Origin of the sequence: Pseudomonas sp. KCJK9000 (genome assembly GCF_046230725.1) — a bacterium.
Classification (GTDB): domain Bacteria; phylum Pseudomonadota; class Gammaproteobacteria; order Pseudomonadales; family Pseudomonadaceae; genus Aquipseudomonas; species Aquipseudomonas promysalinigenes.
The window spans coordinates 47,391-73,572 of the sequence record NZ_JBJJLN010000021.1; the positions used below are offsets into that span (position 1 = coordinate 47,391).

Consider the following 26,182-nt stretch of genomic DNA (forward strand, 5'->3'; position numbering starts at 1 on the left):
GCAGCAGGAATGAATGGATCCCGGTGGAAAACACGCAAAGGCGCACCGCGCACGCTGGCGCACACGCGGATACCGGCCTGCGCCCGCCCACCGCGGGTTGCCAAGTGAAGCTTCAGGCCGGTCTCCGGGCTTGCGAGGGGCGTGATACCTTCACCTTCCCATGCAGGCGCACAGTGGTGTATCGAAGGCATCGCTCGCTTACCGTTGCGGGGGCAGCGCCGGACTTGTCGTGAACCACGACGCACCGGCTTCCCGTTTCACCCTGCGCACGGCGGCGCAGGGCACCTGAAACTGGCGCGCATCTGACCATCGAATGGCCGGCGCGTCAAATCCGTGAATCAGCGCCCGCGACGGCGCGATACGCGCGCCTCAATATTTTTGCGTCCGATCAACAGGGCTGGTTTCTCCACCACCGGTTCATCGGCCAGCCATTTGTACATCACCAGGCAATCGACCAGGCCAAGGCGGGCGTGGCGGTAGGCTTTGGGCAGGCGGCCAACGGTTTCGAAGCCTAGCTGCGTCCACAGCGCCACAGCCACTTCGTTGCTCGCGACGACCGAATTGAACTGCAGCGCCAAAAACCCTTCCTGGCGCGCCAGTTTCTGGGAATGTTCGCACATCAGCCTTGCTACGCCCCGCCCGCGGGCAGCCTCGCAGACCATGTAACCGCAGTTGCCCACATGGGCGCCTGGGCCGGCAGCATTGGCCTTGAGGTAGTAGGATCCAAGCAGTTCACCGTCTTCTTCGGCCAGCAGCGTGTGCAGGGGCAGGTGCAGCCATAGCTGGCGTGCCTGCTCGAATGTCAGGTCAGGGTCGTAGGCATAGGTTTCACGGGCCTGGGCGATGGCCTGGAAAGTTGGCCAGAAACGCTCGAAGTCTTCCGGCGTCATGGGGCGGATATGGATCATGGCGGTTCCTGCAGTGGCTAGGCCGCCAAGTCTGGTTGGCGCGGCGCCGACGCGCAAGGGCACCGACGCCGTAAGGCATCAGCCGTCGGCCTTGCCCACCGCATCCAGGGCCCGAGCCGAGTAAACCAGGGCGGCGCCGGCATTCATGGCTACAGCCACACCGAGGGCCTCGGCGATTTCCTCGCGGGTAGCACCGTGCTTGACAGCCTGTTGTGAATGCACCGCGATGCAGCCGTCGCAGCGGGTGGTCACGGCCACGGCCAGTGAAATCAGTTCGCGGGTCTTGGCGTCCAGGTGGTTGGTCTTGGCGCCGGCGCCACTGGCAGTCATATAGCCGGCGACAGTGTCGGGGGACAGTTGCTTGAGGTCGCCGATGCCGGCCATCAGCTGCTTACGGTAGGCGTCCCAGTCCATCATGCTCATCGTCTTCACCTTGGCAAGGTTGCAGGGGGAGCTTTCAGGCTAGTCGAATTCGCGCCTATCGCCGCTTGCCGGCGATAGGGTGCAGCAAGGGCATCAGATGTAGATGAACACCAGCACGACGGCCGCGACCACCAGCCACTTTTCCAGGTAATAGCGTGTGCGGTTACGCTTTTTCAGGGCTTTGCCACGCTCGCGGATCTTGTAGATGCGCCTGAACAAGCGGTTGATGGCGCCGGTTTTGTCGCCCGCGTCGTTAGGTGCCGCTGCCCCCGCCATGACGTTGCGGCTGAACCAGCGGTTGAACGCCGTTGCCCAGCGGTACTTCAACGGGCGTTCGATGTCGCAGAACAAGATGATGCGATTATGCTCGGTGGTGTTGGCGGCGTAGTGGATATAGGTTTCATCGAAAACCACGCCCTCGCCATCGCGCCAGGAATACTTCTCGCCATCCACGTCGATGTAGCAGCCGTCGTCGTTGGGCGTGTCCAGGCCCAGGTGAAAGCGGTACGAGCCGGCATACGGGTCGCGGTGTCGCACCAGCTTGGCACCAGGGGGCAGGGTGGCGAACATCGCTGCCTTGACCGTACCGATGCCCTGCAGCAGCTCGGTGGTGCGCGGGCACAGGGTCATGGCCGATGGGTGGCTTTCGCCGTACCACTTGAGGTAGAAACGTTTCCAGCCGGTCTTGAAGAAAGAGTTGAAACCGACATCGTCGTAATTGTCGGACTTCTTGATCTCGCCCACGTGCAGCAGTTGCTGAGCTTCGCTACGAATCTCCTGCCAGTGGTCCTTGAGCGGCTGCAGCTCGGGGAAGGCTTCGACCGGCAGGTAGGGCTTGGCCGGGTGCTTGGAGAACAGGTACAGGAAAGTGTTGACCGGCGCCAGGAAGCTTGAGTGGTCACCCAATTGGCGAGTCAGTTTGTGGCGTACTCGACCGCGCAGGTGAACATAGGCGATCGAGAGAACGAAGATCAATACAAGTGCAATTTTCATGGACGGTTACTTGTCGAAAAATGGCCATGCGCCATGGCATAAGCTCGCCAGCATAAACAATCAGCGGGGTAGTTTGTACATATTGTTACCTTCGCAGAGGTGGACATTGGTGTAAGGCGGCCTGTTGCGCGCAAACGTTTCACGTGATGGAGTTCCCATGGAACAGGACATTCGCCCCAGCGGCACCCCCTTCAAAAGGCTGTTCTTCGCCTTGGCTGTCAGTGATGCCCAACGCCGCGCACTCAGCCAATGGCGGCGCGAGTTGGGCCTGCGCGGCGGCAAGCCGGTGCCCAGCGAAAACTTCCACCTGACCTTGCTGTTTCTGGGGGACGTGGCTGCAGCACAGGTGCCGGCCGTGTGCGCGGCGGTAGATAACCTGGTGCGGCCGGGTGCACCTGTGCGCCTGTTGCTCAATGCATTGAATACCTGGCAGCGCGCCAATCTGCTGGTGCTCGAGCCTGAGCAGGCGCCTGCGGCTTTACGCAAGCTGGTCTATGGTTTGCAACAGGCGTTACTGCCGCTGGGGTTCGCTGCACAGGCACGTGATTACCGTCCGCATCTGACCTTGGCTCGGGATTATCGTGGGCAGGTGCCAGAGGCCGCTCAAGCCCCTGAGTTCCACCTCATTGCCAGGCACTTCACGCTGTTCGAGTCGCGCAAGGGGCGATATTGGCCACTGGCGCAGTGGCCGTTGGGGGACTAGCCCGGCGTCAGACCGGGAGGCTTTGATAGGGCAATTCATCCCCAGGGCTGCGGGCAAACAGGCGCTTGTATTCACGGCTGAACTGGGAGGTGCTCTGGTACCCCACCCGGTGCGCCGCCTGCGCCACCCCCAGCCCCTCGCCAATCAACATCTGTTGCGCCTTGAGCAGGCGCAAGCGCTTGAGATACTGCATCGGCGCCATATCGGTGCAGCGTTTGAAGTGCTCATGAAAGGTCGAGACACTCATGTTGGCGCAGGCGGCCAACACCTCGACGCTCAACGGCTGCGCGTAATGCGCGCGCAAGTGTGTGAGCGCCGCCCCGATGCGGGCGAAGTGCCCTTGTTGCTCGACCAGCGCCCGCAACACGCCCGCCTGGGGGCCGCGCAATGCGGTATACAGCACCTCGCGAATGCGCGCCGGGCCCAGGACTTTGGCGTCGACCGGGTTCTGCAGGCAAAGCAGCAGTCGCTCTACCGAATCACGCATCGAAGCATCGAGCGCCGCCGAAGTCATCGACTGCGGCGTCTGGGCCTGCACCCCAGGGTCAGGTGTCAGGCCCATGCTCTGCACCAGCTCGCCCAGCACACCGCGGTCGATGTCCACCGCCACGCCCAGCAGCGGTTCCTCGGGGGTGGCGAAGGTCTCGCACATGAACGGTACCGACAGCGCTTGCACCAAGTAATGCCCGGCGCCGTATTCCAGGGTGCGCGGGCCCAGACGCGCCAGCTTGCTGCCCTGGGCCAGGATCATCAGGCTCGGTTCGTAGATCTGCGGGCTGCTGGCGACATAATGGTCCCAGCTCAATACCTGCACCTGGGGCAGGTGAGTGGGTACGAAGCCCGGGCGGGTCGCCAGGCTGCGTATCAGTGAACATAGGGGGGCATTGGCGTCGACGTGACGGGTCAGTTGCATACGAAACCTGGGCAGAGAATCAGACAGTTGCATCATCGCAGATTGGCGAGCCAGCGGTAGATGCTGCGTTCAAGCTCCGGAGAATCAGGCATGGATGCCGGAGAATCAGCGGTGGGCGAAAAAAACCAGGGGCAGCAAAATAGGTGGCCTGAATCGTTTCATTACTTGTGAGGTTCCGCATGTATAACGCCATTGGTTACGCCGCCCAGACCCCGACCAGCCCGTTGGCCCCCATGCGCTTCGAGCGCCGAGCGCCGCGCCCGGACGACGTCGCCATCGACATCCTCTATTGCGGTGTCTGCCATTCCGACATTCACCAGGCGCGCAACGAATGGGGCATCGCCGTTTATCCGCTGATGCCAGGCCACGAAATCATCGGTCGAGTCACGGCTGTGGGCGACAAGGTCACTTCCCATAAGGTTGGCGATCTGGTTGGGGTAGGGTGCATGGTCGACTCTTGCCGCCACTGCGAAGCCTGCGCCAAGGATTTGGAGCAATACTGCCTGGAAGGCCCGACCATGACCTACGCCACCCCGGATCGGGTCGATGGCAGCAACACCATGGGCGGGTATTCCAGCAGCATCGTGGTCAGCGAACACTTCGTGGTGCGCATCCCGGCCGGCATGGACCTGCCCAGCGCGGCGCCGATCCTCTGCGCCGGTATCACCACCTATTCTCCGCTCAAGCATCATGGCGTAGGCCCCGGCCACAAGATCGGCATTCTCGGCATGGGTGGCCTGGGGCACATGGGTATCAAACTGGCCAAGGCACTGGGCGCCGAAGTCACTCTGTTCACGCGCTCTGCGGCCAAAGCCGAGGAAGCACGTCGCCAGGGTGCCGACCATGTGATCGTGTCGACCGATGCCGAGCAGATGCGCGCCGCCGCGGGTCGTTTCGACTTCCTGCTCGACACCATTCCGGTGCAGCACGATCTCAATCCGTACCTGGAAACCCTCAAATTCGACGGCGTACACATCCTCGTGGGCCTGATCGAACCGATCGACCCGGCCGTGCACGCGGCCAACCTGGTACTGAAGCGTCGGGTGTTGGCCGGTTCGTTGATCGGTGGTATCGCCGAAACCCAGGAGGTGCTGGACTTCTGTGCTGCCCACGACATTCGCTGCGATATCGAAATGCTCGACATCCGCAATATCAACCAGGCTTACGAGCGCATGATCGCCGGTGACGTGAAGTACCGCTTCGTGATCGACATGGCGACCCTGCAAGGCTGAGCCATGCCCGTACCGGCCCTGGCGCCGGTACGGGCACCTGCATGCCGTGGTTGTGAGACCCCGGTATGACGCGTACCATGCGGGCAATCCCTCCAATAACAAACCCGTGCCTCAGCGCGGCCGATACTTGGCCCCTGACGCGCGATTTTTCGCTTTGCCTGCACAGATCAGATACCTACCCATGAACGGATCCATTGCCACCCACATGCCGCCCACCCCCAGCAAAGGTAGCTGGCTGAGTGTGATCGCCCTGGCCCTGGCGGCTTTCATCTTCAACACCACCGAGTTCGTCCCGGTGGCGCTGCTAAGTGACATCGGCAGCAGCTTCCAGATGAGCACCGCGCAGGTCGGCCTGATGCTGACTATCTACGCTTGGGTGGTGGCTTTGGCTTCGCTGCCGATGATGCTGCTGACCCGTAACATCGAGCGTCGGCGGTTGCTGCTGTTCGTGTTCCTGGTGTTCATCGTCAGCCATCTGCTGTCGTGGTTGTCGCAGAGCTTCGTCATGCTGCTGGTCAGCCGCGTTGGCATCGCCTTGGCCCATGCCGTGTTCTGGTCCATCACCGCGTCGCTGGCCGTTCGTGTGGCTCCACCGGGCCAGCAGGCCAAAGCCTTGGGGTTGCTGGCCACCGGGACCACATTGGCGATGGTGCTGGGCATCCCGCTGGGGCGGGTAGTGGGCGAAGCGCTGGGCTGGCGCATCAGTTTCCTTAGCATTGCCGGCGTGGCGCTGGCGACCATGCTGTGCCTGATGAAGTCGCTGCCATTGCTGCCCAGCCAGAACTCAGGTTCGCTGCGCAGCCTGCCTATATTGTTCAAGCGCCCGGCACTGGTCATCACCTATGTGCTGGTGACCTTGGTGATCACCGCGCAATTCACCGCTTATAGCTACATCGAGCCATTTGCCCTGCACGTGGCGCAAATCGGTGGCGAGCGCACCACGCTGCTTTTGCTGTTGTTCGGTGGCGCTGGCGTGTGCGGCTCGGTGCTGTTCAGCCGTTACAGCGATCGCTTCCCCCAGGGTTTTCTGTTGAGTTCGATCGGCGTGCTGGCCGCTTGCTTGCTGTTGCTGTTACCCCTGTCTGGCAACTTCTACGTGTTTGCGGCGCTGAGCATGTTCTGGGGCGTGGCGATCCTGAGTTTCAGCCTGTCGTTGCAGTCCAAGACGCTGAAGCTCGCCAGCGATGCCACCGATGTGGCGATGGCGCTGTTTTCCGGCATCTACAACATCGGCATTGGTGGCGGCGCATTGCTGGGGAGCATCGTCAGTAGCCAGATGGGCGTAGCCAATATTGGCCTGGTTGGCGGGAGTGTGGCGGTGATTGCACTGTTACTGGCTGTGGCCAGCACCCAGCGCTTGCGCGAAGCGCTCAGCCACTGACTGCCTGCGCTGGGCTTTGCGCAAGCACGCCAGCTGAGGGGCGCGAAGGGTAGATACCTAGCCGCAACTCGCTAGCTCAATACCGCAGCCCAGGCCGAAATCAGCAGCAGTGCGGCCAAGCTGCGGTTGAACCACAACAACCGCCCGGGCGTCTGCAACCAGCGCGTGCTACCTACACCCAGCAGCGCCCACACCGCCATGCACGGTATGGCAATCAGCAAGAACATCAGGGCCAGCTGCCACACCGGCAGCGAAGGCGCCGCAAACACGCCAATCACTGCAATTGCCATCATCCAGACCTTGGGGTTTACCACCTGTAACGATGCCGCGCTGACGGCGCCCAAAGGCTTGCTATCGATGCGCTGCAGCGGTTGCCCGGCACTGCGCAACATGCGCCAGGCCAGCCAACTCAACCACAACACGCCAGCCCAGCTCATTGCCTGCTGTGCCAAGGGATGGCGCATGAGCGCTTCACCTAGCCCAAGGCCCACCAGCCATACGATTGAGGCGGCCGCAGCGCATGCCGCCAGCAGCGGCGCCAGGCTCGCGCGCAGGCCCTGACGGGCGCCATGGGCCAGAATCAGCAGGTTGGTCGGCCCTGGGCTGATGCTCGAAGCCAGGGCGAAGAGAATGAACGCTAACAAGGATTGCGACATGGCAGAGGGCTCCAATTGTTCGGCATCCCATCCTCGCAGCACCCCTGGCGTCAGTCTGGAAGGTTTGTGCAGCGCCGTCGGTAATCGGCTGGGGTCAACCGGTAGGCACGGCGGAACCAGCGCCCCAGGTGGCTTTGGTCAGCAAAGCCAAGCGCCATTGCCACGTCGGCCGGAAGCTTGCCCCTTGCAAGCAAACGCCGAGCTTTGGAGAGCCGCAGCTGAATCAGATAGGCATGCGGCGCCAAACCGTAGGCGGCCTTGAACGCCCGAGTCAGGCGAAAGCGGTCGACACCGCAGGCTTGGGCCACCTGCTCAAGCGCAATGTCCTGGTCGAAATAGGCGTGCAAAAAATCCCGTGCCCGCTGCGCGATGATCGGCAGCCGCGGGTCGGGGTTCAAGCGCTTGCGCCAGTGCAGGTGGCCGGTGAGTGTGGCCAGCAGGGTATCCATCGCCGTCTGGCGCACAATGCGCAGCTCCAGGCCATGTACCGCCTGAAACGCCATTGCGGTGGCGCAGGCCAGGCGCGGGTCCTGGCATAAGGTGTCGGCGAAGCTTGGCAGGCTATCGGTGGGAGCCTGTTCGAACAGCGCCCGCATTTCGGCCTCGAGCCAGGTTGGCTCAAGGTAAAGGGTTGAATAAGTGAAGCCTTCAGCGGTTGGCGCGTGGCCGTCGTGCAGGTCGCCGGGCTCGAGCAGGAAGACTTGGCCCGCGGTACTCTGGTGGCGCACTCGGCGGCAGTTGAACTGCTGTACACCCTGCTCAGTGACACCGACCAGGAAGCTGTCGTGCCAGTGCGGATCATAGGCATGTCCGACGAAATGCGCGCGAACCGACTCGATGCCAGTATCGGCGTGTTGCTTGAGGTCGATCCAGTTGCTCATGGCACTACGCTGCTGATGGGTAGGGCGCTTCACCTTACCGCAGGCGGGCATCGGCGTTTAGAACAAATGTGATCAGCGGGGAAGGAAACGCGCGATGAGCGCTTGGTATTGGCGACAGAAGATTTGACGCTGGAAGCTCGATCCTTCAAGGGCTCCCGTTGCTCGTCGGGGCAGGCAGGTGGCCTGTCTGAACGGGACAGAATCGCCCTTTGTCTGCTATCGGCTATTCGCCGTATTGCGCATTCCAAGCATCGAAAGCTTGCATCGCTACCAGGGATGCGCACTCGTGTCAGCAGTAGAGGGTTGGCAGTCTCTGCGTGCAAGGCCATGCCCGGCCTAGGAAGGCTGCTCAGGCGTTTTGCGAGCGTAGGGTTGCTGATTGAATCTCTAATCGACACAGATTCAAGGAAATAATATTAGTTTCAAAATCAAAAATCAGTTGGCTATCGATGACTAATAATTAGGTCATTCAGCCTGCTAAGCAGGCTTGAGCGCCGCAAAGCGTTCTCGTAGCCAGCCGTGCAATTGCGTCACTGCAGGGGACAGCTGCTTGCGGTGCGGGCAAACCAGCGTGACCGGCGTGGCTTCGCCCTGATGGTCTGGCAGCAGAACTTCCAGCTCGCCAGCGGCGATATTGGCGCTGACGTCCAGCCAGGATTTGTAGACAATGCCTTCGCCTTCCAACGCCCAACGCCTCACCACGTCGGCGTCGTCGCTGATCAGCGGCCCGCGTACCTGTAGGGTGCGATTGCCCAGTTGCCACTTGTCGAACACGCGGTTGTGTTGCAAGTACAGCAGGCAGTCGTGTTGGAGCAGTTCGTCCGGCGTGCGGGGGCGACCGTGGCGGGCCAGGTAGGCGGGTGCTGCCACGAGCACTCGGCGGTTCCAGGGCGCCAGTGGCAGGGCGATGTAGTTGGCGTCTTGGTTGAGGCCGTAGCGAATGGCGATGTCTACCGGGTCGCGGCTGAAGTCGGCCATCTGATCGGACAGGAAGAAGCGTAAATTCAAAGCTGGGTGTTGGCGGCGAAACGCGCTGAGCCAAGGCAGCAAAAGATTGCGTCCGATGTCCGAGGGCGCCGAGACCTGCAAAACTCCGCGCAATGTGCTGTGGCTGCCATGGAGCTGCTCATGGCCCTGGCGCAGGGTATCCAGCACCCGCTGGGCAGTGGGCAGGTACAACTCGCCCTCGGCGGTCAGGCGCAGGCTACGGGTAGTGCGGGCGAACAGGCGTACATCCAGGTCGCGCTCCAGGCGCTTGATCGCAGCTGCAACTTGGCCCGGAAGCAGGTCGGCTTCATGGGCCGCAGCGGTGAAACTGCCCAGCGCACTGCTGCGCACGAACAGTTCGAGGTCGTAGAGGCGGAGCATTTTCACTGCCTATGTGAAAGTGTTGCTGCATTTTGCCGGTTTTCATTATGCGCAGGAAAGATAAGATGCGCTGCATATCCCGTTTCCTACACTGGAGTTGCACCATGGATACCGTCTCTCTGGCCAAGCGCCGCTATACAACCAAAGCGTACGATGCCGCCCGCAGGATCCCGCAAGCCACGGTCGACGCCTTGCTTGAGCAACTGCGTCACAGCCCATCCTCGGTCAATTCGCAGCCATGGCATTTCATCGTTGCAGACAGCACTGAAGGTAAAGACCGCCTGGCCAAGGCCACCGATGCGCGGTTTGCCTATAACTCGCCGAAAATCCGTGATGCCTCCCACGTGATCGTCTTCTGCACCCGCACCGACATGACCGAGGCGCACTTGAACCAAGTGCTCGACCAGGAACAGGCCGATGGTCGTTTCCGCGATGAGCAGGCGCGGGCAGGGCAGAACCAGAGCCGTCGTGGCTATGTGGACCTGCACCGTTTCGACCAGAAAGACTTGCAGCACTGGATGGAGAAACAAACCTACCTGGCGCTGGGTACCGCGTTGCTCGGCGCTGCCGCCCATGGCCTGGACGCAACGCCGATCGAAGGGTTCGACAGCAAGGCGCTGGATGCAGAGCTTGGCCTGCGTGAGCGAGGTTTTACCAGTGTCGTGCTCCTGAGCCTGGGGTACCGTAGCGAAGCGGATTTCAATGCGGGCCTCGGTAAGTCGCGGTTGCCGGCATCGACTGTCTTTACCTTCCTGTAAGCCTGTACGCGCTTCGCCCGTCTTGCACAGCTATGCAATCGAGCGCCGCGCGTGCGGCGCTCACTCTGCGTGCTCAGGGCCTGCTACCACAACGCGGTGGTCGCTGCCGTCGACGCTCGCCTGAACACCGCGATGGCTGCGTCCACCTCGGGCTCGGTGGTAAAACGCCCAATACTCAGACGCACGCTCTGGCGCGCTTGGGTTTCGTCCAACCCCAGTGCCAACAGCACATGGGAGGCGGCGTTGCTGGCCGAGTTGCAGGCCGAGGTGGTCGACAACGCCAGTTCATTGGCCAAAGCCATGGTGTTGAAGCCATTGACTTGGATGCAGACATTCAACGTGTGCGGGACACGTTGCGCAGCGCAGCCGTTGAGGCTGATACCCGGCACAGCTAGCAACCCGCTACGCAGGCGGCTGGCCAACTGCTCGATACGCCGATGCTCATTGTCACCCGGCTCACCGGCCAGGGCGAAGGCGCTGCCCATGCCAACGATTTGATGAGTTGGCAGGGTGCCGGACCTGAGACCTTGTTCATGCCCACCGCCGTGGATCTGCGCACGCATCTGAGGGCGGGCGCGGGGGCCAACATAGAGCGCGCCAATACCTTTGGGGCCATAGACTTTGTGCGCCGAAAAAGACATCAGGTCCACCGCCATGGCCTGCAGGTCGATAGCCAATTTGCCCACGGCCTGAGCCGCATCCACATGCAGCAGAGCGCCGCCGGCGCGCACTCGCTCGCCAATGGCGGCGAAATCGGTGACGGTACCCAGTTCATTGTTCACCGCCATCAGTGATACCAGACGCGTATCGGCGCGCATGGCCGCCTGGACGGCGTACGGCTGAATCAAACCGTCGGCGTCCGGGGCCAGTCGCGTGACGGCCCAGCCCTGACGCTCAAGTTCATTGACTGTATCGAGCACGGCCTTGTGTTCCATCAGGCTGGTGACCAGGTGCCCAGGCTCAGTCATACCCTGGGCGATACCTTTGAGTGCCAGGTTGTTGGACTCGGTGGCACCTGATGTCCAGACGATGTCGTCGGCCAATGCGCCGACCCGGTCGGCCACTTGCCTGCGAGCCTGCTCGACCACCTCCCGCGCCGCGTGGCCGTAGGCATGACCACTGGATGCAGGGTTACCGAAATTAACCTGGCGGCCCAGGCATGTGAGCATGGTCTCGATGACCCGGTCATCGACCGGGGTAGTGGCGGCGTAGTCGAAATATAGAGGGGCATTGGGCATAGGGCGGGTCCGTGCAGGGTTGGCTTGAGAGCGGCTATCGATGCATCAAGCCTACCGCGCAAGGGCGGAATAAATTTGCTTTTAGTGCTGCATTGCCCGCATTTTTGGAGAATATTTTCCTCTATAGTTACAACTTTGTGGAATTAAAATTCCCGAGGCCTGTGCCATTGCTTGAGCAAAGCCCAGCTGTTTCATGCGGGCTCCACTGCACGCTCTTCCTCGGCCACAACGCGCTCGCAGAGTTCGATTATTTGCTCGCGCATCCAGCGATTGGCCGGGTCCTGATCGGTGCTTTCGTGCCAGTACAGGTGAGTTTCGAGAGCAGGCACGTCAACCGGCAGTGGCTGGAAACGCAACTGATGCCGGCGCGCGAAGCGTTCCGGAACGGTCATTGCCATGTCGGTCTGCTGCAACACCTGCGACGCCATCAGATAGTGCTGAGAGCGCAGTGCCACTTTGCGTTGCACACCCATTTTGCCCAGTGCCAGGTCGACGTAACCCAGGCCATTGCGGCGGCTGGAGATATGGATATGGGTCATGCTCAAGTAGTTGTCGAGTGTGAGTTTGGCGTCGGCCAATGGGTGGCCTTGACGCAGGGCACAGACATAGCGGTCCTGCATCAGCTTGACGTGGCGCACCTGAGGATCGGTATTCAGCGGTGCATCGATGGCGAAATCCAGCCGACCGGCGGCCAATTCTTTGGTGGTTTCGCGACGCTTGCACAGAAAGCTTTCGATCAGCACCGCTGGCGCCAGGCGGCGCAAGCGCTGGAACAGCGGCGGCAAAATCACTGCTTCGGTGAGGTCGGTCATGCTGATGCGGAAGGTCTTGCTCGCTTGTTGCGGGTTGAAGGTGCGGCTTTCCTGAACCGACGTGCGCAACAGTGCCAGGGCATTGCGCACTGGGCCAATGATGTTCTGGGCCATGGGCGTAGGCACCATGCCTTGTGCGGTACGCACGAACAGCGGGTCGTTGAAGGTTTCGCGTAGCCGCGATAGGGCGTTGGACACCGCCGGCTGGGTGATGCCAACGATCTGGCCGGCACGGGTGAGGTTGGCTTCGGTGTAGATCGCGTCGAAGACGATGAACAGGTTGAGGTCGACCTTGCTGAGGTTCATGGCGCCGCTCTTTGTTGGAATTATCGGCCGATCATATATCGGTTATGAATGTTTATACACGCTGAAAATAGACTAGGTAAATCGAACCCCGCTGCTCTAGGCTGTGCCCATGTCTTTCGAACCGTGAAGGTATCCCCCTGATGGATTTCGCCTATTCGCCCAAGGTCCAGGCACTGCGAGAGCGCGTCAGCGCCTTCATGGAGGCCCATGTCTACCCCGCAGAAGCGGTGTTCGAGCGCCAGGTTGCCGAGGGCGACCGCTGGCAACCCACCGCGATCATGGAGCAGCTCAAGGTCAAGGCCCGAGCCGAGGGCTTATGGAACCTGTTCTTGCCAGAGTCGGAGTATGGCGCTGGCCTGAGTAATCTGGAGTATGCCCCGTTGGCCGAAATCATGGGCCGCTCGCTTTTGGGGCCGGAGCCATTCAACTGCTCGGCGCCTGACACCGGCAACATGGAGGTGTTGGTGCGCTATGGCAGCGAAGCACAGAAGCGTCAGTGGCTGGAGCCTCTGCTGCAAGGGGAAATCCGTTCGGCATTTGCCATGACCGAACCGGACGTGGCCTCCTCGGACGCGACCAATATGGCGGCGACGGCGGTGCGCGACGGCGATGAGTGGGTCATCAATGGTCGCAAATGGTGGACCTCCGGCGCCTGCGACCCGCGCTGCAAGGTCATGATTTTCATGGGCCTTTCGAACCCTGACGGGCCACGCCATCAGCAGCACTCGATGGTGTTGGTGCCCACCGACGCGCCCGGCGTGAAGATCGTTCGCCCCTTGCCAGTATTCGGCTACGACGACGCGCCGCACGGCCATGCCGAAGTGCTTTTCGAGAACGTGCGCGTACCCTATGAAAACGTGCTACTTGGCGAGGGCCGGGGCTTCGAGATCGCCCAGGGCCGCCTTGGCCCCGGCCGTATTCACCATTGCATGCGTTCGATCGGCATGGCCGAGCGGGCTTTGGAGCTGATGTGCAAGCGTTCAGTGCAGCGCACCGCATTTGGCCGGCCCCTGGCGCGCCTGGGTGGCAACATCGACAAGATCGCCGACTCGCGCATGGAAATCGACATGGCCCGGCTGCTGACCCTGAAGGCGGCCTACATGATGGACACCGTCGGTAACAAGGTGGCACGCAGCGAAATCGCCCAGATCAAGGTGGTGGCGCCGAACGTTGCGTTGAAGGTTATCGACCGGGCGATCCAGATGCACGGTGGGGCTGGTGTGAGCGGCGATTTCCCGCTGGCCTACATGTATGCCATGCAACGTACCCTGCGCCTGGCAGATGGCCCGGATGAGGTGCACCGTGCTGCGATCGGCAAGTACGAAATCGGCAAGTACGTGCCCGCACAGATGTTGCGAAGCGCAGACTAGTCAGAGCTCGATTCGAACGTTGGACGGTTAGGTCACTGGGTTTTGAAGTCGACCATCTATCCTGGGCGATTTTCAGGAAGCTGTTGCATGGAGTACTCCTTCATGGGGAGTAACTATGCTGGTCAAGCCCGACTAGGCTATAAAGCCAAGACTTTCACCTCATGCTGTAGGAGAGCTCGTAGCTACGGTTTCAGGCCCGCAACAGCGGGCCCTCTCTTTACTTCTGCGAGTTCTGCGCCTCAATCTGCGGCGGCTCTGCTGCGCTCTCGCTCGACACCGACTTTTCCCCTCGCGTTTTAATCAGCGAAACCACCACCCCGCCCAGCAACAGCGCGAACGTGACCCCCAACGACAGCAGCGCAGGCACCTTGCCGACCAGCCCGTGGTAGAAAATCTTGCAGCCTATGAAGATCAGAACCAGCGCCAGTGCATATTTGAGATAGACGAACCGGTGCATCAGCGCCGACAGCGCGAAGTACAGCGACCGCAAACCGAGGATGGCGAAGATGTTCGAGGTGTAGACGATGAAGGGATCTTGGGTGATTGCAAATATCGCTGGCACGCTGTCCACCGCGAACACCAGGTCGGCCAATTCGATCAGGACCAGGGCCAGAAACAACGGTGTTGCGTAACGCAGGGCCTTGTTCTCCCCAGGCGGGGTCAGGCGCACGAAGAAATGCGAGCCGTGGAGTTGATCCGTTACCCGCATGTGCCGGCGGACGAACTTCAAGACCGGGTTATTGGCAAGGTCCGGGTGGCTGTCCTCTTTGGAAAACGCCATCTTCACCCCGGTGAACAGCAAGAAGGCGCCAAAAATGTAGAGCACCCAGGCAAAATTCTGCACCAGTGCCGCACCCACCCCGATCATGATCGCACGCAGGATCACCACCCCGAGAATGCCCCAGAATAGGACCCGGTGCTGGTAGCGGCGGGGGATGGCGAAGAAACCAAAGATCATGGCCATGACGAACACGTTGTCCATCGACAGCGATTGCTCCACCAGGAAGCCGGTATAAAACTCCAGCGCCGACTGTGCGCCCAGTTGATGCCAGACCCACAGGCCGAACAATACGCCCACACTGAAATAGCCTGAGTAGAGCAACAGGCTTTCGCGCATTTCGATTTCCCGCTCCTGGCGATGCAACACACCAAGGTCGAGTACCAGCAAACCAATCACGATGGCCATGAATACCAGCCACAACCAGGTGCTGGTGCCTAGAAAGGGTGTAGTGAGGAACGTTTGCAGAGCTGTCATGAGCCCCTCCTGGTTAGTCGTCGTTGCCGTTTGCAGTGCGCAACAGTGATCCGACATCACGGCTTGGCAGCCGTCAGAGGGGCCCGGTATCACATGAGCTTGAGCCTAAACCCATTTGCCAGTGCTGCCGAAGGTTTTGCTGTTACATTTCTTTGCCTGTCAGTAGACCCAGACTTCGACTCGACGGTTGCGCAATCGGCCTTGTTCTCTGCGGTTGTCGGCAACCGGCAATTCATCGCCCATACCGGTCACCTCCAGCACTTCTACGCCTTCGCGCGCCAATTCCCGGCGTACGGCCTGGGCGCGCAGGCGCGACAGCAGCGCTGCACGGCCTGGGGTGTCCTTAGGGTCGCCAAAGCCGACCAGCACAGCTTTGTTTTGCAGTTTGCCCGCCTGACGCAGATACTCGGTGACCCGCATGACATCACGTAGCGCTTTGTTGTCGAGGCTGGCGCTGCCCTCCTGGAAGCGGAAATTCACGCTCAGCCGTTGCGCTTGCTTGGAGAGGGTGCGATAGCGCGGCGGCATACCGACCTGCGCCGGCACCGGTTGCGCAACCACTTGCTGCGAAACGAAGCCCTGGGCGGCGACGATGGCCTGACCGGCCGGGCTCTGGGCGAAGTCAGCCAGTGCCCGGGCCTGAGGCTTGGCATTGGCCGGCAGGTAGAAGTACAGGCGCCGCGTCAGCGGGTAGTCCTCACTGGCCACCTGCTGGCGATCAGGCAATACAGCGGGAGCGTTGCTCTCGGCAACTGCCAGCACCTTGGCCCCATGCACAGCTGCCAGGCTGCTGAACCCGATGGCCTGGCGGTCGGCGCTGACCCGCGCGGTCAGTTCATCGCTGGCCTCGAAACGTTGCGCCTGGCTGGCCAGCTCGACATGCGCAGGCTCCAGTACCAGCGCCTTGAAGGTTTCATAGGTGCCCGAGCGGTCATCCCGCGCATAGAGGTGGATGCCGCCACCGGCCACACCCAGTTGTTCCCAGCGCTGGATCTGCCCGGAAAAGATCTGTGCGAGTTGATCGGTGCTCAGCTGCGGCAACGGGTTGTCGGGGTGAACGATCACTGCCACGCCGTCCAGGCCGATGATTTGTTCGGCACTGGCCGAGCGCAGGTCACCCAAAGCTTTGAGCTGGCGCGCCTCGGCATCGCTGATGGGACGAGAGGCCGCTGCCAGGTCGGCGTCCCCTTGGGCAAGCGCGGCAAAGCCTGTAGCGGTGCCGTGCGCGGCAATATCGATGCGCAGGGCCTGGCCATGGGCATCGCGCGCAGTAATCATGGTCTCGTTCGCCGCACCACCGGGAGACTGCTCAATGGCTGTTGCCTGTTGCGCGCGCAACTGGCCCAGTACCAGGGCCGGCAACAACGCCGCGCCAATGGTGTTGGAGCCTTGCACGCGCAGGTACGCCGTTTCAGCCAAAGCTGGCAGCGGCAGTAGGGCAAGTAGCAGGAGAAACGGGCGAAACATGCCGGGCGACCTTATGGCATCAGGTTGCCCGGCAGATTACGACAGCGGCGTGACCGATAAGTGACAGCCAATCAGCCCCGTTGGCCATCGCTGATGGCCTGGTTGGCACTCACCCCGTTCAGTGCGCGCCGGCCGATTTGCTCAGGTCACTTTCGGCCCAGTCGGTGTAGATGCAGGCATCGGCCACTGCCCAGCGGACTTTTACGGTATCACCCGGTTGCATGGGCATTCCTGCAGCCGACAGAGCCTTGACCGTAAGCTCCGTGCCACCTGTGGTCGATACATGACAGGTTTGGCTTTCGCCCAAAAACAGCACTTCACCGACCTTGGCACTCACCTCGTTCCAACCCGCTGGCAATGGTTCGCGGGCGGCCTGTTCGGCGGTCAGGGCCAGGGCCTTTTCCGGGCGTACCATGATCAACGCTTCCTGCCCAGCGGCCAGGCCTGGGGTCAGGCGAATCGCCACGGGCTGGCCTTCGAAAGTGCCGGCACCATTTGCGCTGGCCTTGATCCGCAGGAAGTTCGAGTTACCCAGGAACGATGCAACGAAGGCATTTGGAGGGTTCTGATAAAGGTCATAACCCGTGCCCAGGCCCACGATCTTGCCATGGCTGAAAATGGCGATGCGCTGGGACAGACGCATGGCTTCTTCCTGGTCGTGGGTCACGTAGACGATGGTGATACCCAGCCTGCGGTGCAACTGGCGCAGTTCGTCCTGCAAGTCTTCGCGCAGTTTTTTGTCCAGCGCGCCGAGCGGCTCGTCCATCAGCAGAATACGCGGCTCGTAGACCAGCGCCCGAGCAATGGCCACACGTTGCTGCTGGCCACCGGACATCTGCGATGGCTTGCGGTGGGCGAATGGCTCCAGTTGCACCAACTTGAGCATGGCATCGACGCGCTTGGTGGTTTCTGTGGCGCTGAGCTTGCGGATCGCCAATGGGAAACCGATGTTGTCACGCACGTTCAAGTGTGGAAACAGCGAGTAACGCTGAAACACCATGCCAATGTCGCGCTTGTGCGGCGGCACGTTCACCAGCGACTGGCCATCGACCAGGATCTCGCCGCTGCTCGGCGTTTCGAAGCCAGCCAGCATCGACAGCGTGGTCGATTTGCCAGAGCCACTGGAGCCGAGGAAGGTCAGGAATTCGCCGTCCTGGATCTCCAGGTCGAGGTTGTCCACGGCGGTGAAGTCGCCGTAGTGCTTGTTCAGGCCGCGCAGGCTGACCAGGGTCTTGCTTTGGGCCTTGTCTTGAATGACTGCACTCATTGTTGTTGTCTCCGCACTCAGGCGTTGGCTTCGGTGCGCCGGCGCAACGCGGCGGCAATGAACATGACCAGCAGCGACAGGCCGATCAACAGCGTGGAGGCCACGGCGATCACCGGGCTCAGGTCCTGGCGCAGGGTGGTCCACATTTTTACCGGCAGGGTCTGCAGGTCGGGGCTGGCCATCATCACGCTCAGCACCACTTCATCCCACGACACCAGGAAGGCGAACAGCCCGCCAGCAATCATGCCGGGGCGAATCGCCGGGAAGGTGACCTTGAAGATCGCCTGCAGGCGCGAGGCACCGCAGATCACCGCCGCATCTTCGATGGACTGGTCGAACAGCTTCAGCGAGTTGATGATCGAAATGATGGTGAAGGGCAAGGCAACGATCACATGGCTGACCACGAAGGCGAACAGCGTCCCGGTGTAGCCCAGTTTCAGGAACAATGCGTAGACCGCCACCGCGATGATCACCAGCGGCACGATCATCGGCATGGTGAACAGACCGTAGAGCATCTCGCGGCCAGGGAAGCGCCCACGCACCAGGGCGAAGGCGGTGGGCAGACCGAGCAGCACGGCGGCGACAGTGGTCAGTACGGCAACCTTGAAGCTGGCCAGGGCGGCGTCCATCCACTCCGGGTTGGAGAAGAACTGGCCATACCATTTGAACGTCCAGCCCGGCGGCGGGAACACCAGCCATTGGGAAGAACCGAACGACAGCAGCACGATGAACACCACTGGCAGCAGCAGAAACGCCGCGATGACCCCGGTGGTCAGGTACAGGCCCGTGCGCAGTGGGCGGCCCATGGCATTGGGAGACAGAAGCATGGCGGTTTACCTCGCGTTGCCAACCGGGGATTCCGGCTGCAGCTTCAGGTACAGGTAGAAGAGCACCAAGGTGATGACCACCAGCAGTGCCGCGGCGGCGCTGGCCAGGCCCCAGTTGAGGAATGACTGCACCTGCTGAATGATGAATTCAGGCAACATCATGTTCTGCGCTCCCCCAAGCAGTGCAGGGGTAACGTAGTAACCAAGCGACATCACGAACACCATGAGTGCGCCGGAGAACAAACCCGAGCGGCACAATGGCAGGAACACCTTCCAGAAATTGGTCCATGGGCTTGCGCCGCAGATCGAGCCGGCTTGCAGCACCATCGGATCGATGGCGTGCATGGTCGCCTGCAGCGGTAGCACGATGAATGGGATCATGATGTAGCTCATGCCGATCACCACGCCGGTCAGGTTGTGCACCATTTCCAGCGGGGTATCGATGATGCCCATTGCCATCAACGCCTTGTTGATCACGCCCGAGCTTTGCAGCAACACCAGCCACGAGTAGGTGCGTGCCAGCAAGCTGGTCCACATCGACAGCAGCACGATGTTCAACAGCCAACGGCCCCAGCCCTTGGGCACCAGGGTGATTGCCCAGGCCAGCGGGAAGCCCAGCAGCACGCTGATCAGCGTAACCACACCGGCGACCGAAAAAGTGTTGAACAGCACCCTTGCATAGGCCGAGTTGGCGAACAACTGCTCGTAATTGCCCAGCCCTGGCGTGGGCTCCAGCACCCCGCGCAGCAACAGGCCGACCAGCGGCGCGAAGAAGAACAGGCCCAGGAACAGCAGGGCCGGCAGCAGGTTGCGGCTGCCTTTCCAGCGCTGGCTCAGGCTGGCGCGGCGCGGGGCCGTTCCCGGGGCGCCGGTGCCCGTTGGGGCACCTTGCGCGTTGTGCAGGGCGTTGATGGCGACTTTCATTTGACCAGCCACTCATTCCAACGGGCTGCAATGGCCTGGCCATTCTTCGCCCAGTAAGCAAAGTCCAGGGTGACTTGATCCTGTGCATAGGCGGTCGGCAGGTTCGCAGCGAGGTCTTTGTCCAGCTTGGCCACGCTGTCAAGGTTCACCGGCGCATAGGCGGTCTTGTTGGCGAAGGCGGCCTGGCCCTCGGCGCTGCTGGCGTTGGCCAGGAACTTCATGGCCGCATCTTTGTTCTTCGCGCCTTTGGGGATGACCAGGAAGTCGGCCATGACCAGGTTCTGCTTCCAGCTTACGCCCACTGGCGCGCCGTCTTGCTGCAAGGCATAGACGCGGCCGTTCCAGAACTGGCCAAGGGACGCCTCACCGGAGGCGAGCAGTTGCTGGGATTGAGCACCGCCGCCCCACCAGACGATGTCTTTCTTGATGGTGTCGAGTTTCTTGAACGCGCGGTCCAGGTCCAGTGGGTAAAGGTCTTTGGCAGCTACGCCGTCGGCCAGCAGTGCCAGTTCCAGCACGCCAGGGCTTGGCCATTTGTACAGGGCGCGTTTGCCAGGGTAGGTCTTGGTGTCGAACAGCGCGGTCCAGTCGACCGGCTTGTTGGCGCCCAGCTTGCCCTCGTTGTAGCCGAGCACGAAAGAGAAGAAGAACGAGCCCACGCCATGGTCGGAAACGAACCGAGGGTCGATTCTGTCGCGTTTGATCTGGGTGAAGTCCAGAGGTTCGAGCAGGCCTTCGCTGGCGGCACGCAGGGCGAAGTCAGCTTCCACATCGACGACGTCCCATTGCACGTTGCCGCTTTCGACCATGGCTTTGAGCTTGCCGTAGTCGGTGGGGCCGTCCTGCACCACCTTGATGTTGGTGCTTTTGCTGAAAGGCACAGCCCATGCTTCTTTCTGGGCGTCCTGGGTGGTACCGCCCCAGCTGACGAAATTGAGGCTGTCAGCGGCCTGGGTGGCCTGACATGCCAGGGTCAGCAGGCTGGCGGACAGCACTGCGGTTACACGTTTGCTCAACAGCATGGTTACGCCCTCGTTGCTTTTGTTATTCGAGGCGGGGCTTTTGGTGCGCCCGCCAACAGTGTTCGGGGAGCAGCTATTACAAAGTGTCTTGGGGCCGATTGTGATTGTAGGTGCCGGCCTGCAGATTCAAGGTCTACGGGATATCATATTATGGTATTCCAAACTTTTGGCAAGAGGTATGAGGCGACCGGCCATCACTGCGCGCTATGGGAGATGCCGATGATCCGTTGAGAAAACGGGTCTTAACGGCCTGAGCCCCGTTGTCCCGGACAAAGCTGGCCCGACGGGCTGGCGCGATTTTCATGGCCAGGGTGATCCGAATGTGATCGGGTACACCCGCGAAAGCGTCGGTCGTTACAGCCTCGCATTCGCGGTTGAACCCGCTTCCACTAGCCCTGGGCACCTCACTTGCCCTGACGTTGTCAGCCCACCAGCCCTGGCTCGAAGGGAATGCTCTGCACCACCTCCAACTCGTAACCGGCAAGCCCCGCGTATTTCAGTGGCGGGCCAAGATGGCGCAGCTTGCCTACGCCCAGGTCCTGAAGAATCTGCGCGCCGGTACCGACCTCCGAATAAACCTTGGTCTGCCCCCGCTGATAAGGCCGCACCGGTTGGGTCAGCTGGGGGACACGTTCGAGCAGGGCCTGGGAAGACTCATGATTGGCCAGGATCACCACAACGCCAGCGCCTTCTTCGGCCACCTTCTGCAGCGCTGCCCACAACGTCCAGTTAGCAGGGCCGGCATATTCGGCGCCGACCAGGTCACGCAGCGGGTCAATCACATGTACACGCACCAGGGTTGGCTGTTCTCGGCGGATGTCGCCCATCACCATGGCCATGTGCACGCCACCCTCGATACGGTCCTCGTAGGTCACCAGGCGGAACGTACCGTGGACGGTCGGCAGTTCACGCTCACCGATACGCTTGATGGTCTGCTCGGTGCTCAGGCGGTAGTGGATCAGGTCGGCGATGGTGCCGATCTTGATGCCGTGTTGCGCCGCGAACACTTCCAGGTCCGGGCGCCGGGCCATGGTGCCGTCATCGTTCAGCACCTCGACAATCACCGACGCCGGGGCGAAACCGGCTAGGCGCGCCAGGTCGCAACCGGCTTCGGTGTGCCCGGCCCGGGTCAGCACGCCACCTTCTCGGGCGCGCAAGGGGAAGATGTGACCAGGCTGTACCAGGTCTTCTGGGCGCGCGTTGGATGCCATGGCGGCAGCCACGGTGCGCGCCCGGTCTGCGGCGGATATGCCTGTGGTGACGCCGGTGGCGGCCTCGATGGACACGGTGAAAGCAGTGCTGAATACGCTACCGTTGGCCGGTACCATTTGCTCCAGCCCAAGGCGTTGACAGTGTTCGTCGGTCAGTGTCAGGCAAATCAGCCCGCGCGCCTGGCGGGCCATGAAATTGATTGCCTGGGCGTCACAGCGCTCGGCAGCGATCAGCAGATCGCCTTCGTTTTCTCGATCCTCGTCGTCCACCAGTAGGACCATCTTGCCTTGCCGGTAGTCTTCTAGAAGTTCTTCAATGGTGTTGAATGCCATGTTGCACGCTCACTGTGGCGGAGTGATTATTATGGTATACCATCATACACAGATATCTTTGGAACTGGAGAGTAGCGGATGAAGGCTTATTGGATCGCCCACGTCGACGTCACCGACCCCGAGCAATACCAGCAGTACACCCAGCGCGCTCCCGCTGCCTTCAAGGCCTACGGCGGCCGCTTCCTGGCTCGCGGCGGGCGCAGCGAGGCGATGGAGGGGCGGCCCACTCCACAGCGTAGCGTGGTGATCGAGTTCGATTCGTATGAGCAGGCGGTGGCGTGCTACCGGTCTGCGCTGTACCAAGAGGCGTGCAGCCATCGGCAGGGGGTGGCGAAGGCTGAGGTGATCATCGTCGAGGGTTTCGAGCCTTGAGTGATGGTTGGTGGCCCATTTGCGGATAAACCCACACGCGGATGTGGGAACAGGCTTACTCATCAGGAGGCTTGTCTTGCATGTGACATTCCAGGCAAAGTCCGGCGTAGGCGCACCTTTGGGCAGGTACCAAGACACACGTGTGCCTGCTTGCCCACCCGTAAATAGCAAGAGAATCACGGAATACCGACAGACGCTGTCATGCAAATTGATGGGCCATAGCTAGCGCCAGGGGTGAAGTTCTTACCCCCATTCGAGAGGGCCATGCAAGAGCTCCTTGGTTTGATTCTAGGGCTAGATGCCCGTGACACTCGATGTTTCCCTCCAGCAACGAACATCAGCTATGGACGCTAGTAATTCATGGACTCATTGCTTGGAGGGCCCCAACGCCCATAAGTCCCAGTGCATCTTTCGTGAAACGAAAAAAGACGCTCAAGCATTTTTCAATGGTGACCGCGATCTCAATGGCGTTGACGACCCCTACGAGCAGCTAGCAGCGTGGTGGGCCACTCTCGACGAGGGTCAGGAAGGCTAGGGTAGTAAGGACCGCAGCACGTGCAGCACTGCCACCTCAATGACGGACACACTCGGCCGTATGGCTCGCACGAGGCGGAGCAGGCTTTCCACGCCACAACATCTGCTTACACTTGCACGCTCGACGGAACGTCCCTGAAAAGGCATGGTTCCGAAGCGCCAGCCCGTACCACGAGTGCCGCGCTGAAAACTAAAATAGTAGGAACAAATCCTGCAGCCCCGCTCTCTGCCTTGCGCGAAACATCCTGCATTTCAAAGGAGGAAGTTACGTGCGTTTGAACTACCCATATCCCTATTGCTCGCTCCACGAGCCCCCCTACCCCAAATAGATGACCAGATGATCTGAATCACCTGGTGGCGCATGCTGCGCACCCTGCACAGATGCGCTGTTCTCAAAGCCACGACATGGATGTCAACTCTTCTTGATTGAGGGGATATCCCTACATGGAATTTCGTAACCTGACGCCCTTTGACGTCATGTGCTTCAGTGCACTGGATCTGCAACACACCGAACATCCCGTCATCGCCATGAAAGTCGGCTATCGCCTTCAGCCGGTAGCAGAGACTCTAGGGCAGTTCTCTGCTGTGGTCATGGATCGAGACCCTTTGCCGCTGTGCAGAGCCGACCGCTACTGGGGTGAAGAGGGCCGCAGCAGCGTTCGTGAGGAAAGTGACCTCGCCCCGTTCAAGCCTCGCTGCGATGTAATCATCAATGGCCATGCGCATGCGCCCGAAGGCAACCCGATCGAATTCTGGGAGGCCGGGGTCCGCCTGACCGCCCCTGCACTGCAGCCGCTGCTGCACGTGGACCCTCCAAAACCATGGCGACCGGGCGCTCCGCTGACAGAAGAGCAGCTGTACGCCTGGCGTGACGCCAAGCGGGAAGCCGAGCAGCGCATGGCGACTGCCCCGCGCCGGCAGGTCTTCCTGGATAAGCACCTTCGCTTCTGTGGCCCACGTCGATTTGAAAAAGGGTTCTTCGGTTGGTCCCTCACCGATCCAGAACCAGCTCTATCCGTACCGCTGCGGTGGGAGTATGCGTTCGGCGGAAGCAGCCTTATCTATCCGCCCAACGAGCAAGACAGCAAGTCGGAGAGTCGTCCCGTTCTCAATGAAGTCTGCTATAGCAATCCGCTCGGCCGGGGCTGGCTTCACGAACAGCACATCAAAGCAGCACGAGACGCTGGCGAAGCCATCAAACAGATCCCTGCTCCACAAATCGAAGCAATCGAAAGCCAACTCAACGAACCGTACATCTGCGAGCGACGCGACGGTGATGTGACTGCGCGTGGGATGTGCAATGCCGCAGATAGCTATCCAATTCAACCGGCCGGCTTCGGCGTCGTGGGACGTCCATGGGCACCGCGCCTGGCACTAGCCGGAACATATGACGAAGCTTGGCTCCAAAAGCGCTCCCCCGGATTGCCCGAAGACTTCGACTTTGCGTATTGGAATGGAGCCCCAGCTGATCAACAAATCGCCTTCCCACCACCGAATCTGAGCATTGAACTTTTCAATCTGGTAGACCCACGCCTGAGCAGCAATGGACGCGTCTGCGTGGAGCTTCCAGGCCATCGCCCGTTTGTCCTGCTGCGCCTGCGCAACGGCGCAATGCTTCCACTCCCGTTCCTGACCGACACGCTGCTGATCGATACCGATGCAATGACGCTTTCGCTGACTCATCGCATCAGCCTTCCGAGGGGAATCGATCTGCGTGTGCTGGAAGCGCGATTCGAAGTAGATCCCAGCGCACCATTGCTGAAGCTGAAGTCACGCGCTTCCAGCCAGGCATCGCGGGGCAATCGCCATGGCTGAAAACGTGATAGCTCGCAAACAAAGCAAGTGGACGGTCGTAAGTATTGCGCCAGACGTCTGTAAGACGCCGATGGGGGGAGCGACACCACCTGTGCCATACCCCGTGACTGCCGAACTGCAAATCGCAGAAGGAACCGCGCAATCCGTACGGGCCAACGGAAAGCCCGTGGTGGTCTTCGACATGAGTCTCGTTCCGACCACGAAGGGCGACCAAGCCGGTGTCGCTAATGGCATCAAAAGCGGCACTGTCGGTGCTAAGTGCTACCCCAAGCAGAAAAGCAGCACAGTTCGTGCGGAGGGGAAATTAGTTATCAGGCACGGCGACCTGTTCTGGATGAATGGGAGCTGATGGCTGATGGACAATTCAAGCGCTGAACAAAGGCTTCGCCATCTCAGGGGAACCCACGTCCCGATATCCAGAAACGCCAATAGCCTGGGCAGTTGGGATGACATGTACATTGAGGACGCCGGAAACGGCAAGGTCCGCCTTGACGTATACGGAACCGATCCCCAAGGGAACCTCCGTCACAGTGTGGACGAACTGGACGAAGAAACCTACGAGAGGGTACGTGCCGATTTGCTCAGAAAAGAGCAGGTGACGCTACCTGCATTCTCGTCGATCAAATCAGGCAACACAGTAGGTCGGCTAGTTGGCGAAACCGCGCCGAGCACATTGCCCGCAGTCCACGCAAACCCTCCGATAGAAGTAGACACAGAAGATGAAGCTATTACAGGAGAGCAAATCCTGGATGGCATACAAATCGGGCTAGACGTAGTAGGCCTGTTACCCGTCATAGGCGAGGCAGCAGACATCATCAATGCAGGAATCAGCTTTGCACGCGGGGACTACATCGGAGCCGCGCTATCACTTGCCGCTGCCATACCGTTTGCTGGGTGGAGCGCTACAGCCGGAAAAACAATAAAAAAAAGCGCTAGTACTCTAACGGCCGCGGAAAAATCAATACAGGGGGCACTCTCACCTCCCGCCGCGAAGCCAAAGGGCCCCAACCGAGACGGGGCGAAAATTAAAGGTTCGCCCGACAACCAACCTTCACCCCCTGAACGTCCAAGTTGGCGTGACTCAGAAACCGATGTAGCCAAAAAACTTGAGGGAGAAAACTATCGCGCCCAAATTTCATTCAAAGATAGAAATGAAGTCCCTTACGGAACAAAGGGCAGTGTTCGACCAGAGAAATATAAACCCGGAAGCAGC

25 protein-coding genes and 1 riboswitch are annotated in these 26,182 nt (G+C 60.7%); of the genes, 9 read left to right on the forward strand and 16 right to left on the reverse strand.

Features of this window, described 5'->3' with window-relative positions; all coding sequences use genetic code 11:
- Positions 1-97: 97 nt before the first annotated feature.
- Positions 98-304: riboswitch (cobalamin riboswitch) on the reverse strand.
- 34 nt (positions 305-338) lie between these two features.
- From ACK59H_RS11835 to lpxO, 3 genes are all read right to left on the reverse strand, one after another.
- The gene (locus ACK59H_RS11835) at positions 339-908 is read right to left on the reverse strand and encodes a GNAT family N-acetyltransferase (RefSeq protein ID WP_060479168.1); all 570 of its coding nucleotides are present in this window, start codon (positions 906-908) and stop codon (positions 339-341) included.
- 78 nt (positions 909-986) lie between these two features.
- Positions 987-1,331, reverse strand: a complete 345-nt coding sequence (locus ACK59H_RS11840) for a carboxymuconolactone decarboxylase family protein (protein ID WP_060479167.1) — start codon at positions 1,329-1,331, stop codon at positions 987-989.
- A 93-nt stretch (positions 1,332-1,424) separates the two neighbouring features.
- Positions 1,425-2,324 (reverse strand): lipid A hydroxylase LpxO, encoded by a 900-nt coding sequence (lpxO, locus tag ACK59H_RS11845; RefSeq protein ID WP_060479166.1) that lies wholly within the window; start codon positions 2,322-2,324, stop codon positions 1,425-1,427.
- 157 nt (positions 2,325-2,481) lie between these two features.
- Here lpxO and thpR point away from each other — a divergent pair, with 157 nt between their 5' ends.
- A complete protein-coding gene (gene thpR, locus ACK59H_RS11850; protein ID WP_060479165.1) occupies positions 2,482-3,027 on the forward strand; it encodes an RNA 2',3'-cyclic phosphodiesterase in 546 nt (181 codons plus the stop codon).
- Between the two features lie 7 nt (positions 3,028-3,034).
- Here thpR and ACK59H_RS11855 read toward each other — a convergent pair whose 3' ends face one another.
- A complete protein-coding gene (locus ACK59H_RS11855; RefSeq protein ID WP_409264463.1) occupies positions 3,035-3,940 on the reverse strand; it encodes an AraC family transcriptional regulator N-terminal domain-containing protein in 906 nt (301 codons plus the stop codon).
- A gap of 179 nt (positions 3,941-4,119) precedes the next feature.
- Here ACK59H_RS11855 and calA point away from each other — a divergent pair, with 179 nt between their 5' ends.
- Positions 4,120-5,172 (forward strand): vanillin reductase, encoded by a 1,053-nt coding sequence (calA, locus tag ACK59H_RS11860; RefSeq protein ID WP_060479163.1) that lies wholly within the window; start codon positions 4,120-4,122, stop codon positions 5,170-5,172.
- Between the two features lie 181 nt (positions 5,173-5,353).
- Complete coding sequence (locus ACK59H_RS11865; protein WP_060479162.1) at positions 5,354-6,553, forward strand: sugar transporter; 1,200 nt, start codon at positions 5,354-5,356, stop codon at positions 6,551-6,553.
- Positions 6,554-6,624: 71 nt separating this feature from the next.
- Here ACK59H_RS11865 and ACK59H_RS11870 read toward each other — a convergent pair whose 3' ends face one another.
- From ACK59H_RS11870 to ACK59H_RS11880, 3 genes are all read right to left on the reverse strand, one after another.
- Positions 6,625-7,209, reverse strand: coding sequence for a LysE family translocator (locus ACK59H_RS11870; RefSeq protein WP_060479161.1), 585 nt, complete (start codon positions 7,207-7,209; stop codon positions 6,625-6,627).
- 50 nt (positions 7,210-7,259) lie between these two features.
- The gene (locus ACK59H_RS11875; RefSeq protein ID WP_409264464.1) at positions 7,260-8,090 is read right to left on the reverse strand and encodes an AraC family transcriptional regulator; all 831 of its coding nucleotides are present in this window, start codon (positions 8,088-8,090) and stop codon (positions 7,260-7,262) included.
- Positions 8,091-8,567: 477 nt separating this feature from the next.
- Positions 8,568-9,458, reverse strand: a complete 891-nt coding sequence (locus tag ACK59H_RS11880; protein ID WP_060479160.1) for a LysR family transcriptional regulator — start codon at positions 9,456-9,458, stop codon at positions 8,568-8,570.
- Positions 9,459-9,562: 104 nt separating this feature from the next.
- On the opposite strand from ACK59H_RS11880, the gene nfsB reads away from it, so the two are divergent.
- On the forward strand, positions 9,563-10,216 hold the full coding sequence (gene nfsB, locus ACK59H_RS11885) for an oxygen-insensitive NAD(P)H nitroreductase (protein ID WP_060479159.1): 654 nt from the start codon (positions 9,563-9,565) through the stop codon (positions 10,214-10,216).
- An 83-nt stretch (positions 10,217-10,299) separates the two neighbouring features.
- Here nfsB and ACK59H_RS11890 read toward each other — a convergent pair whose 3' ends face one another.
- Both ACK59H_RS11890 and ACK59H_RS11895 read right to left on the reverse strand, forming a co-directional pair.
- Positions 10,300-11,454 carry an aminotransferase class V-fold PLP-dependent enzyme gene (locus tag ACK59H_RS11890; protein ID WP_060479158.1) on the reverse strand — a complete coding sequence of 385 codons (1,155 nt, stop codon included), beginning with the start codon at positions 11,452-11,454 and terminating at the stop codon, positions 10,300-10,302.
- 191 nt (positions 11,455-11,645) lie between these two features.
- The gene (locus ACK59H_RS11895) at positions 11,646-12,572 is read right to left on the reverse strand and encodes a LysR family transcriptional regulator (protein WP_060479157.1); all 927 of its coding nucleotides are present in this window, start codon (positions 12,570-12,572) and stop codon (positions 11,646-11,648) included.
- Between the two features lie 140 nt (positions 12,573-12,712).
- On the opposite strand from ACK59H_RS11895, the gene ACK59H_RS11900 reads away from it, so the two are divergent.
- Positions 12,713-13,942 (forward strand): acyl-CoA dehydrogenase, encoded by a 1,230-nt coding sequence (locus ACK59H_RS11900; protein ID WP_060479156.1) that lies wholly within the window; start codon positions 12,713-12,715, stop codon positions 13,940-13,942.
- A gap of 217 nt (positions 13,943-14,159) precedes the next feature.
- On the opposite strand, the gene ACK59H_RS11905 is transcribed toward ACK59H_RS11900, so the two are convergent.
- The 7 genes from ACK59H_RS11905 to ribBA all read right to left on the reverse strand — a co-directional run bounded on the left by ACK59H_RS11905 (position 14,160) and on the right by ribBA (position 22,248).
- On the reverse strand, positions 14,160-15,197 hold the full coding sequence (locus ACK59H_RS11905) for a TerC family protein (protein WP_060479155.1): 1,038 nt from the start codon (positions 15,195-15,197) through the stop codon (positions 14,160-14,162).
- A 159-nt stretch (positions 15,198-15,356) separates the two neighbouring features.
- Positions 15,357-16,664 (reverse strand): substrate-binding domain-containing protein, encoded by a 1,308-nt coding sequence (locus tag ACK59H_RS11910; RefSeq protein WP_060479154.1) that lies wholly within the window; start codon positions 16,662-16,664, stop codon positions 15,357-15,359.
- 118 nt (positions 16,665-16,782) lie between these two features.
- Positions 16,783-17,931: an ABC transporter ATP-binding protein gene (locus ACK59H_RS11915; protein ID WP_060479153.1), complete on the reverse strand. Its 1,149-nt coding sequence runs from the start codon at positions 17,929-17,931 to the stop codon at positions 16,783-16,785.
- Positions 17,932-17,948: 17 nt separating this feature from the next.
- Positions 17,949-18,758, reverse strand: coding sequence for an ABC transporter permease (locus ACK59H_RS11920; RefSeq protein WP_060479152.1), 810 nt, complete (start codon positions 18,756-18,758; stop codon positions 17,949-17,951).
- Positions 18,759-18,764: 6 nt separating this feature from the next.
- Positions 18,765-19,682: an ABC transporter permease gene (locus ACK59H_RS11925; protein WP_060479151.1), complete on the reverse strand. Its 918-nt coding sequence runs from the start codon at positions 19,680-19,682 to the stop codon at positions 18,765-18,767.
- On the reverse strand, positions 19,679-20,704 hold the full coding sequence (locus ACK59H_RS11930) for a polyamine ABC transporter substrate-binding protein (RefSeq protein ID WP_060479150.1): 1,026 nt from the start codon (positions 20,702-20,704) through the stop codon (positions 19,679-19,681). The genes ACK59H_RS11925 and ACK59H_RS11930 overlap by 4 nt, the downstream gene beginning before the upstream one ends.
- 422 nt (positions 20,705-21,126) lie before the next feature.
- Positions 21,127-22,248 (reverse strand): bifunctional 3,4-dihydroxy-2-butanone-4-phosphate synthase/GTP cyclohydrolase II, encoded by a 1,122-nt coding sequence (gene ribBA / locus ACK59H_RS11935; protein WP_060479149.1) that lies wholly within the window; start codon positions 22,246-22,248, stop codon positions 21,127-21,129.
- A gap of 78 nt (positions 22,249-22,326) precedes the next feature.
- On the opposite strand from ribBA, the gene ACK59H_RS11940 reads away from it, so the two are divergent.
- The 4 genes from ACK59H_RS11940 to ACK59H_RS11955 form a co-directional block, all read left to right on the forward strand.
- Positions 22,327-22,620, forward strand: coding sequence for a DUF1330 domain-containing protein (locus ACK59H_RS11940; protein WP_060479148.1), 294 nt, complete (start codon positions 22,327-22,329; stop codon positions 22,618-22,620).
- Between the two features lie 978 nt (positions 22,621-23,598).
- Positions 23,599-24,969: a DUF2169 domain-containing protein gene (locus ACK59H_RS11945; protein ID WP_060479146.1), complete on the forward strand. Its 1,371-nt coding sequence runs from the start codon at positions 23,599-23,601 to the stop codon at positions 24,967-24,969.
- Positions 24,962-25,318 carry a DUF4150 domain-containing protein gene (locus tag ACK59H_RS11950; RefSeq protein WP_060479145.1) on the forward strand — a complete coding sequence of 119 codons (357 nt, stop codon included), beginning with the start codon at positions 24,962-24,964 and terminating at the stop codon, positions 25,316-25,318. The genes ACK59H_RS11945 and ACK59H_RS11950 overlap by 8 nt, the downstream gene beginning before the upstream one ends.
- A gap of 6 nt (positions 25,319-25,324) precedes the next feature.
- The coding region (locus ACK59H_RS11955; protein ID WP_409264465.1) for a hypothetical protein at positions 25,325-26,182 on the forward strand (858 nt) is incomplete at its 3' end.

What these genes read in the sequence shown, in the direction of transcription:
- ACK59H_RS11835 (WP_060479168.1), bottom strand. Translation starts at nt 908, where the DNA reads ATGATCCATATCCGCCCCATGACGCCGGAAGACTTCGAGCGTTTCTGG.
- ACK59H_RS11840 (WP_060479167.1), bottom strand. Translation starts at nt 1,331, where the DNA reads ATGAGCATGATGGACTGGGACGCCTACCGTAAGCAGCTGATGGCCGGC.
- lpxO (WP_060479166.1), bottom strand. Translation starts at nt 2,324, where the DNA reads ATGAAAATTGCACTTGTATTGATCTTCGTTCTCTCGATCGCCTATGTT.
- thpR (WP_060479165.1), top strand. Translation starts at nt 2,482, where the DNA reads ATGGAACAGGACATTCGCCCCAGCGGCACCCCCTTCAAAAGGCTGTTC.
- ACK59H_RS11855 (WP_409264463.1), bottom strand. Translation starts at nt 3,940, where the DNA reads ATGCAACTGACCCGTCACGTCGACGCCAATGCCCCCCTATGTTCACTG.
- calA (WP_060479163.1), top strand. Translation starts at nt 4,120, where the DNA reads ATGTATAACGCCATTGGTTACGCCGCCCAGACCCCGACCAGCCCGTTG.
- ACK59H_RS11865 (WP_060479162.1), top strand. Translation starts at nt 5,354, where the DNA reads ATGAACGGATCCATTGCCACCCACATGCCGCCCACCCCCAGCAAAGGT.
- ACK59H_RS11870 (WP_060479161.1), bottom strand. Translation starts at nt 7,209, where the DNA reads ATGTCGCAATCCTTGTTAGCGTTCATTCTCTTCGCCCTGGCTTCGAGC.
- ACK59H_RS11875 (WP_409264464.1), bottom strand. Translation starts at nt 8,090, where the DNA reads ATGAGCAACTGGATCGACCTCAAGCAACACGCCGATACTGGCATCGAG.
- ACK59H_RS11880 (WP_060479160.1), bottom strand. Translation starts at nt 9,458, where the DNA reads ATGCTCCGCCTCTACGACCTCGAACTGTTCGTGCGCAGCAGTGCGCTG.
- nfsB (WP_060479159.1), top strand. Translation starts at nt 9,563, where the DNA reads ATGGATACCGTCTCTCTGGCCAAGCGCCGCTATACAACCAAAGCGTAC.
- ACK59H_RS11890 (WP_060479158.1), bottom strand. Translation starts at nt 11,454, where the DNA reads ATGCCCAATGCCCCTCTATATTTCGACTACGCCGCCACTACCCCGGTC.
- ACK59H_RS11895 (WP_060479157.1), bottom strand. Translation starts at nt 12,572, where the DNA reads ATGAACCTCAGCAAGGTCGACCTCAACCTGTTCATCGTCTTCGACGCG.
- ACK59H_RS11900 (WP_060479156.1), top strand. Translation starts at nt 12,713, where the DNA reads ATGGATTTCGCCTATTCGCCCAAGGTCCAGGCACTGCGAGAGCGCGTC.
- ACK59H_RS11905 (WP_060479155.1), bottom strand. Translation starts at nt 15,197, where the DNA reads ATGACAGCTCTGCAAACGTTCCTCACTACACCCTTTCTAGGCACCAGC.
- ACK59H_RS11910 (WP_060479154.1), bottom strand. Translation starts at nt 16,664, where the DNA reads ATGTTTCGCCCGTTTCTCCTGCTACTTGCCCTACTGCCGCTGCCAGCT.
- ACK59H_RS11915 (WP_060479153.1), bottom strand. Translation starts at nt 17,931, where the DNA reads ATGAGTGCAGTCATTCAAGACAAGGCCCAAAGCAAGACCCTGGTCAGC.
- ACK59H_RS11920 (WP_060479152.1), bottom strand. Translation starts at nt 18,758, where the DNA reads ATGCTTCTGTCTCCCAATGCCATGGGCCGCCCACTGCGCACGGGCCTG.
- ACK59H_RS11925 (WP_060479151.1), bottom strand. Translation starts at nt 19,682, where the DNA reads ATGAAAGTCGCCATCAACGCCCTGCACAACGCGCAAGGTGCCCCAACG.
- ACK59H_RS11930 (WP_060479150.1), bottom strand. Translation starts at nt 20,704, where the DNA reads ATGCTGTTGAGCAAACGTGTAACCGCAGTGCTGTCCGCCAGCCTGCTG.
- ribBA (WP_060479149.1), bottom strand. Translation starts at nt 22,248, where the DNA reads ATGGCATTCAACACCATTGAAGAACTTCTAGAAGACTACCGGCAAGGC.
- ACK59H_RS11940 (WP_060479148.1), top strand. Translation starts at nt 22,327, where the DNA reads ATGAAGGCTTATTGGATCGCCCACGTCGACGTCACCGACCCCGAGCAA.
- ACK59H_RS11945 (WP_060479146.1), top strand. Translation starts at nt 23,599, where the DNA reads ATGGAATTTCGTAACCTGACGCCCTTTGACGTCATGTGCTTCAGTGCA.
- ACK59H_RS11950 (WP_060479145.1), top strand. Translation starts at nt 24,962, where the DNA reads ATGGCTGAAAACGTGATAGCTCGCAAACAAAGCAAGTGGACGGTCGTA.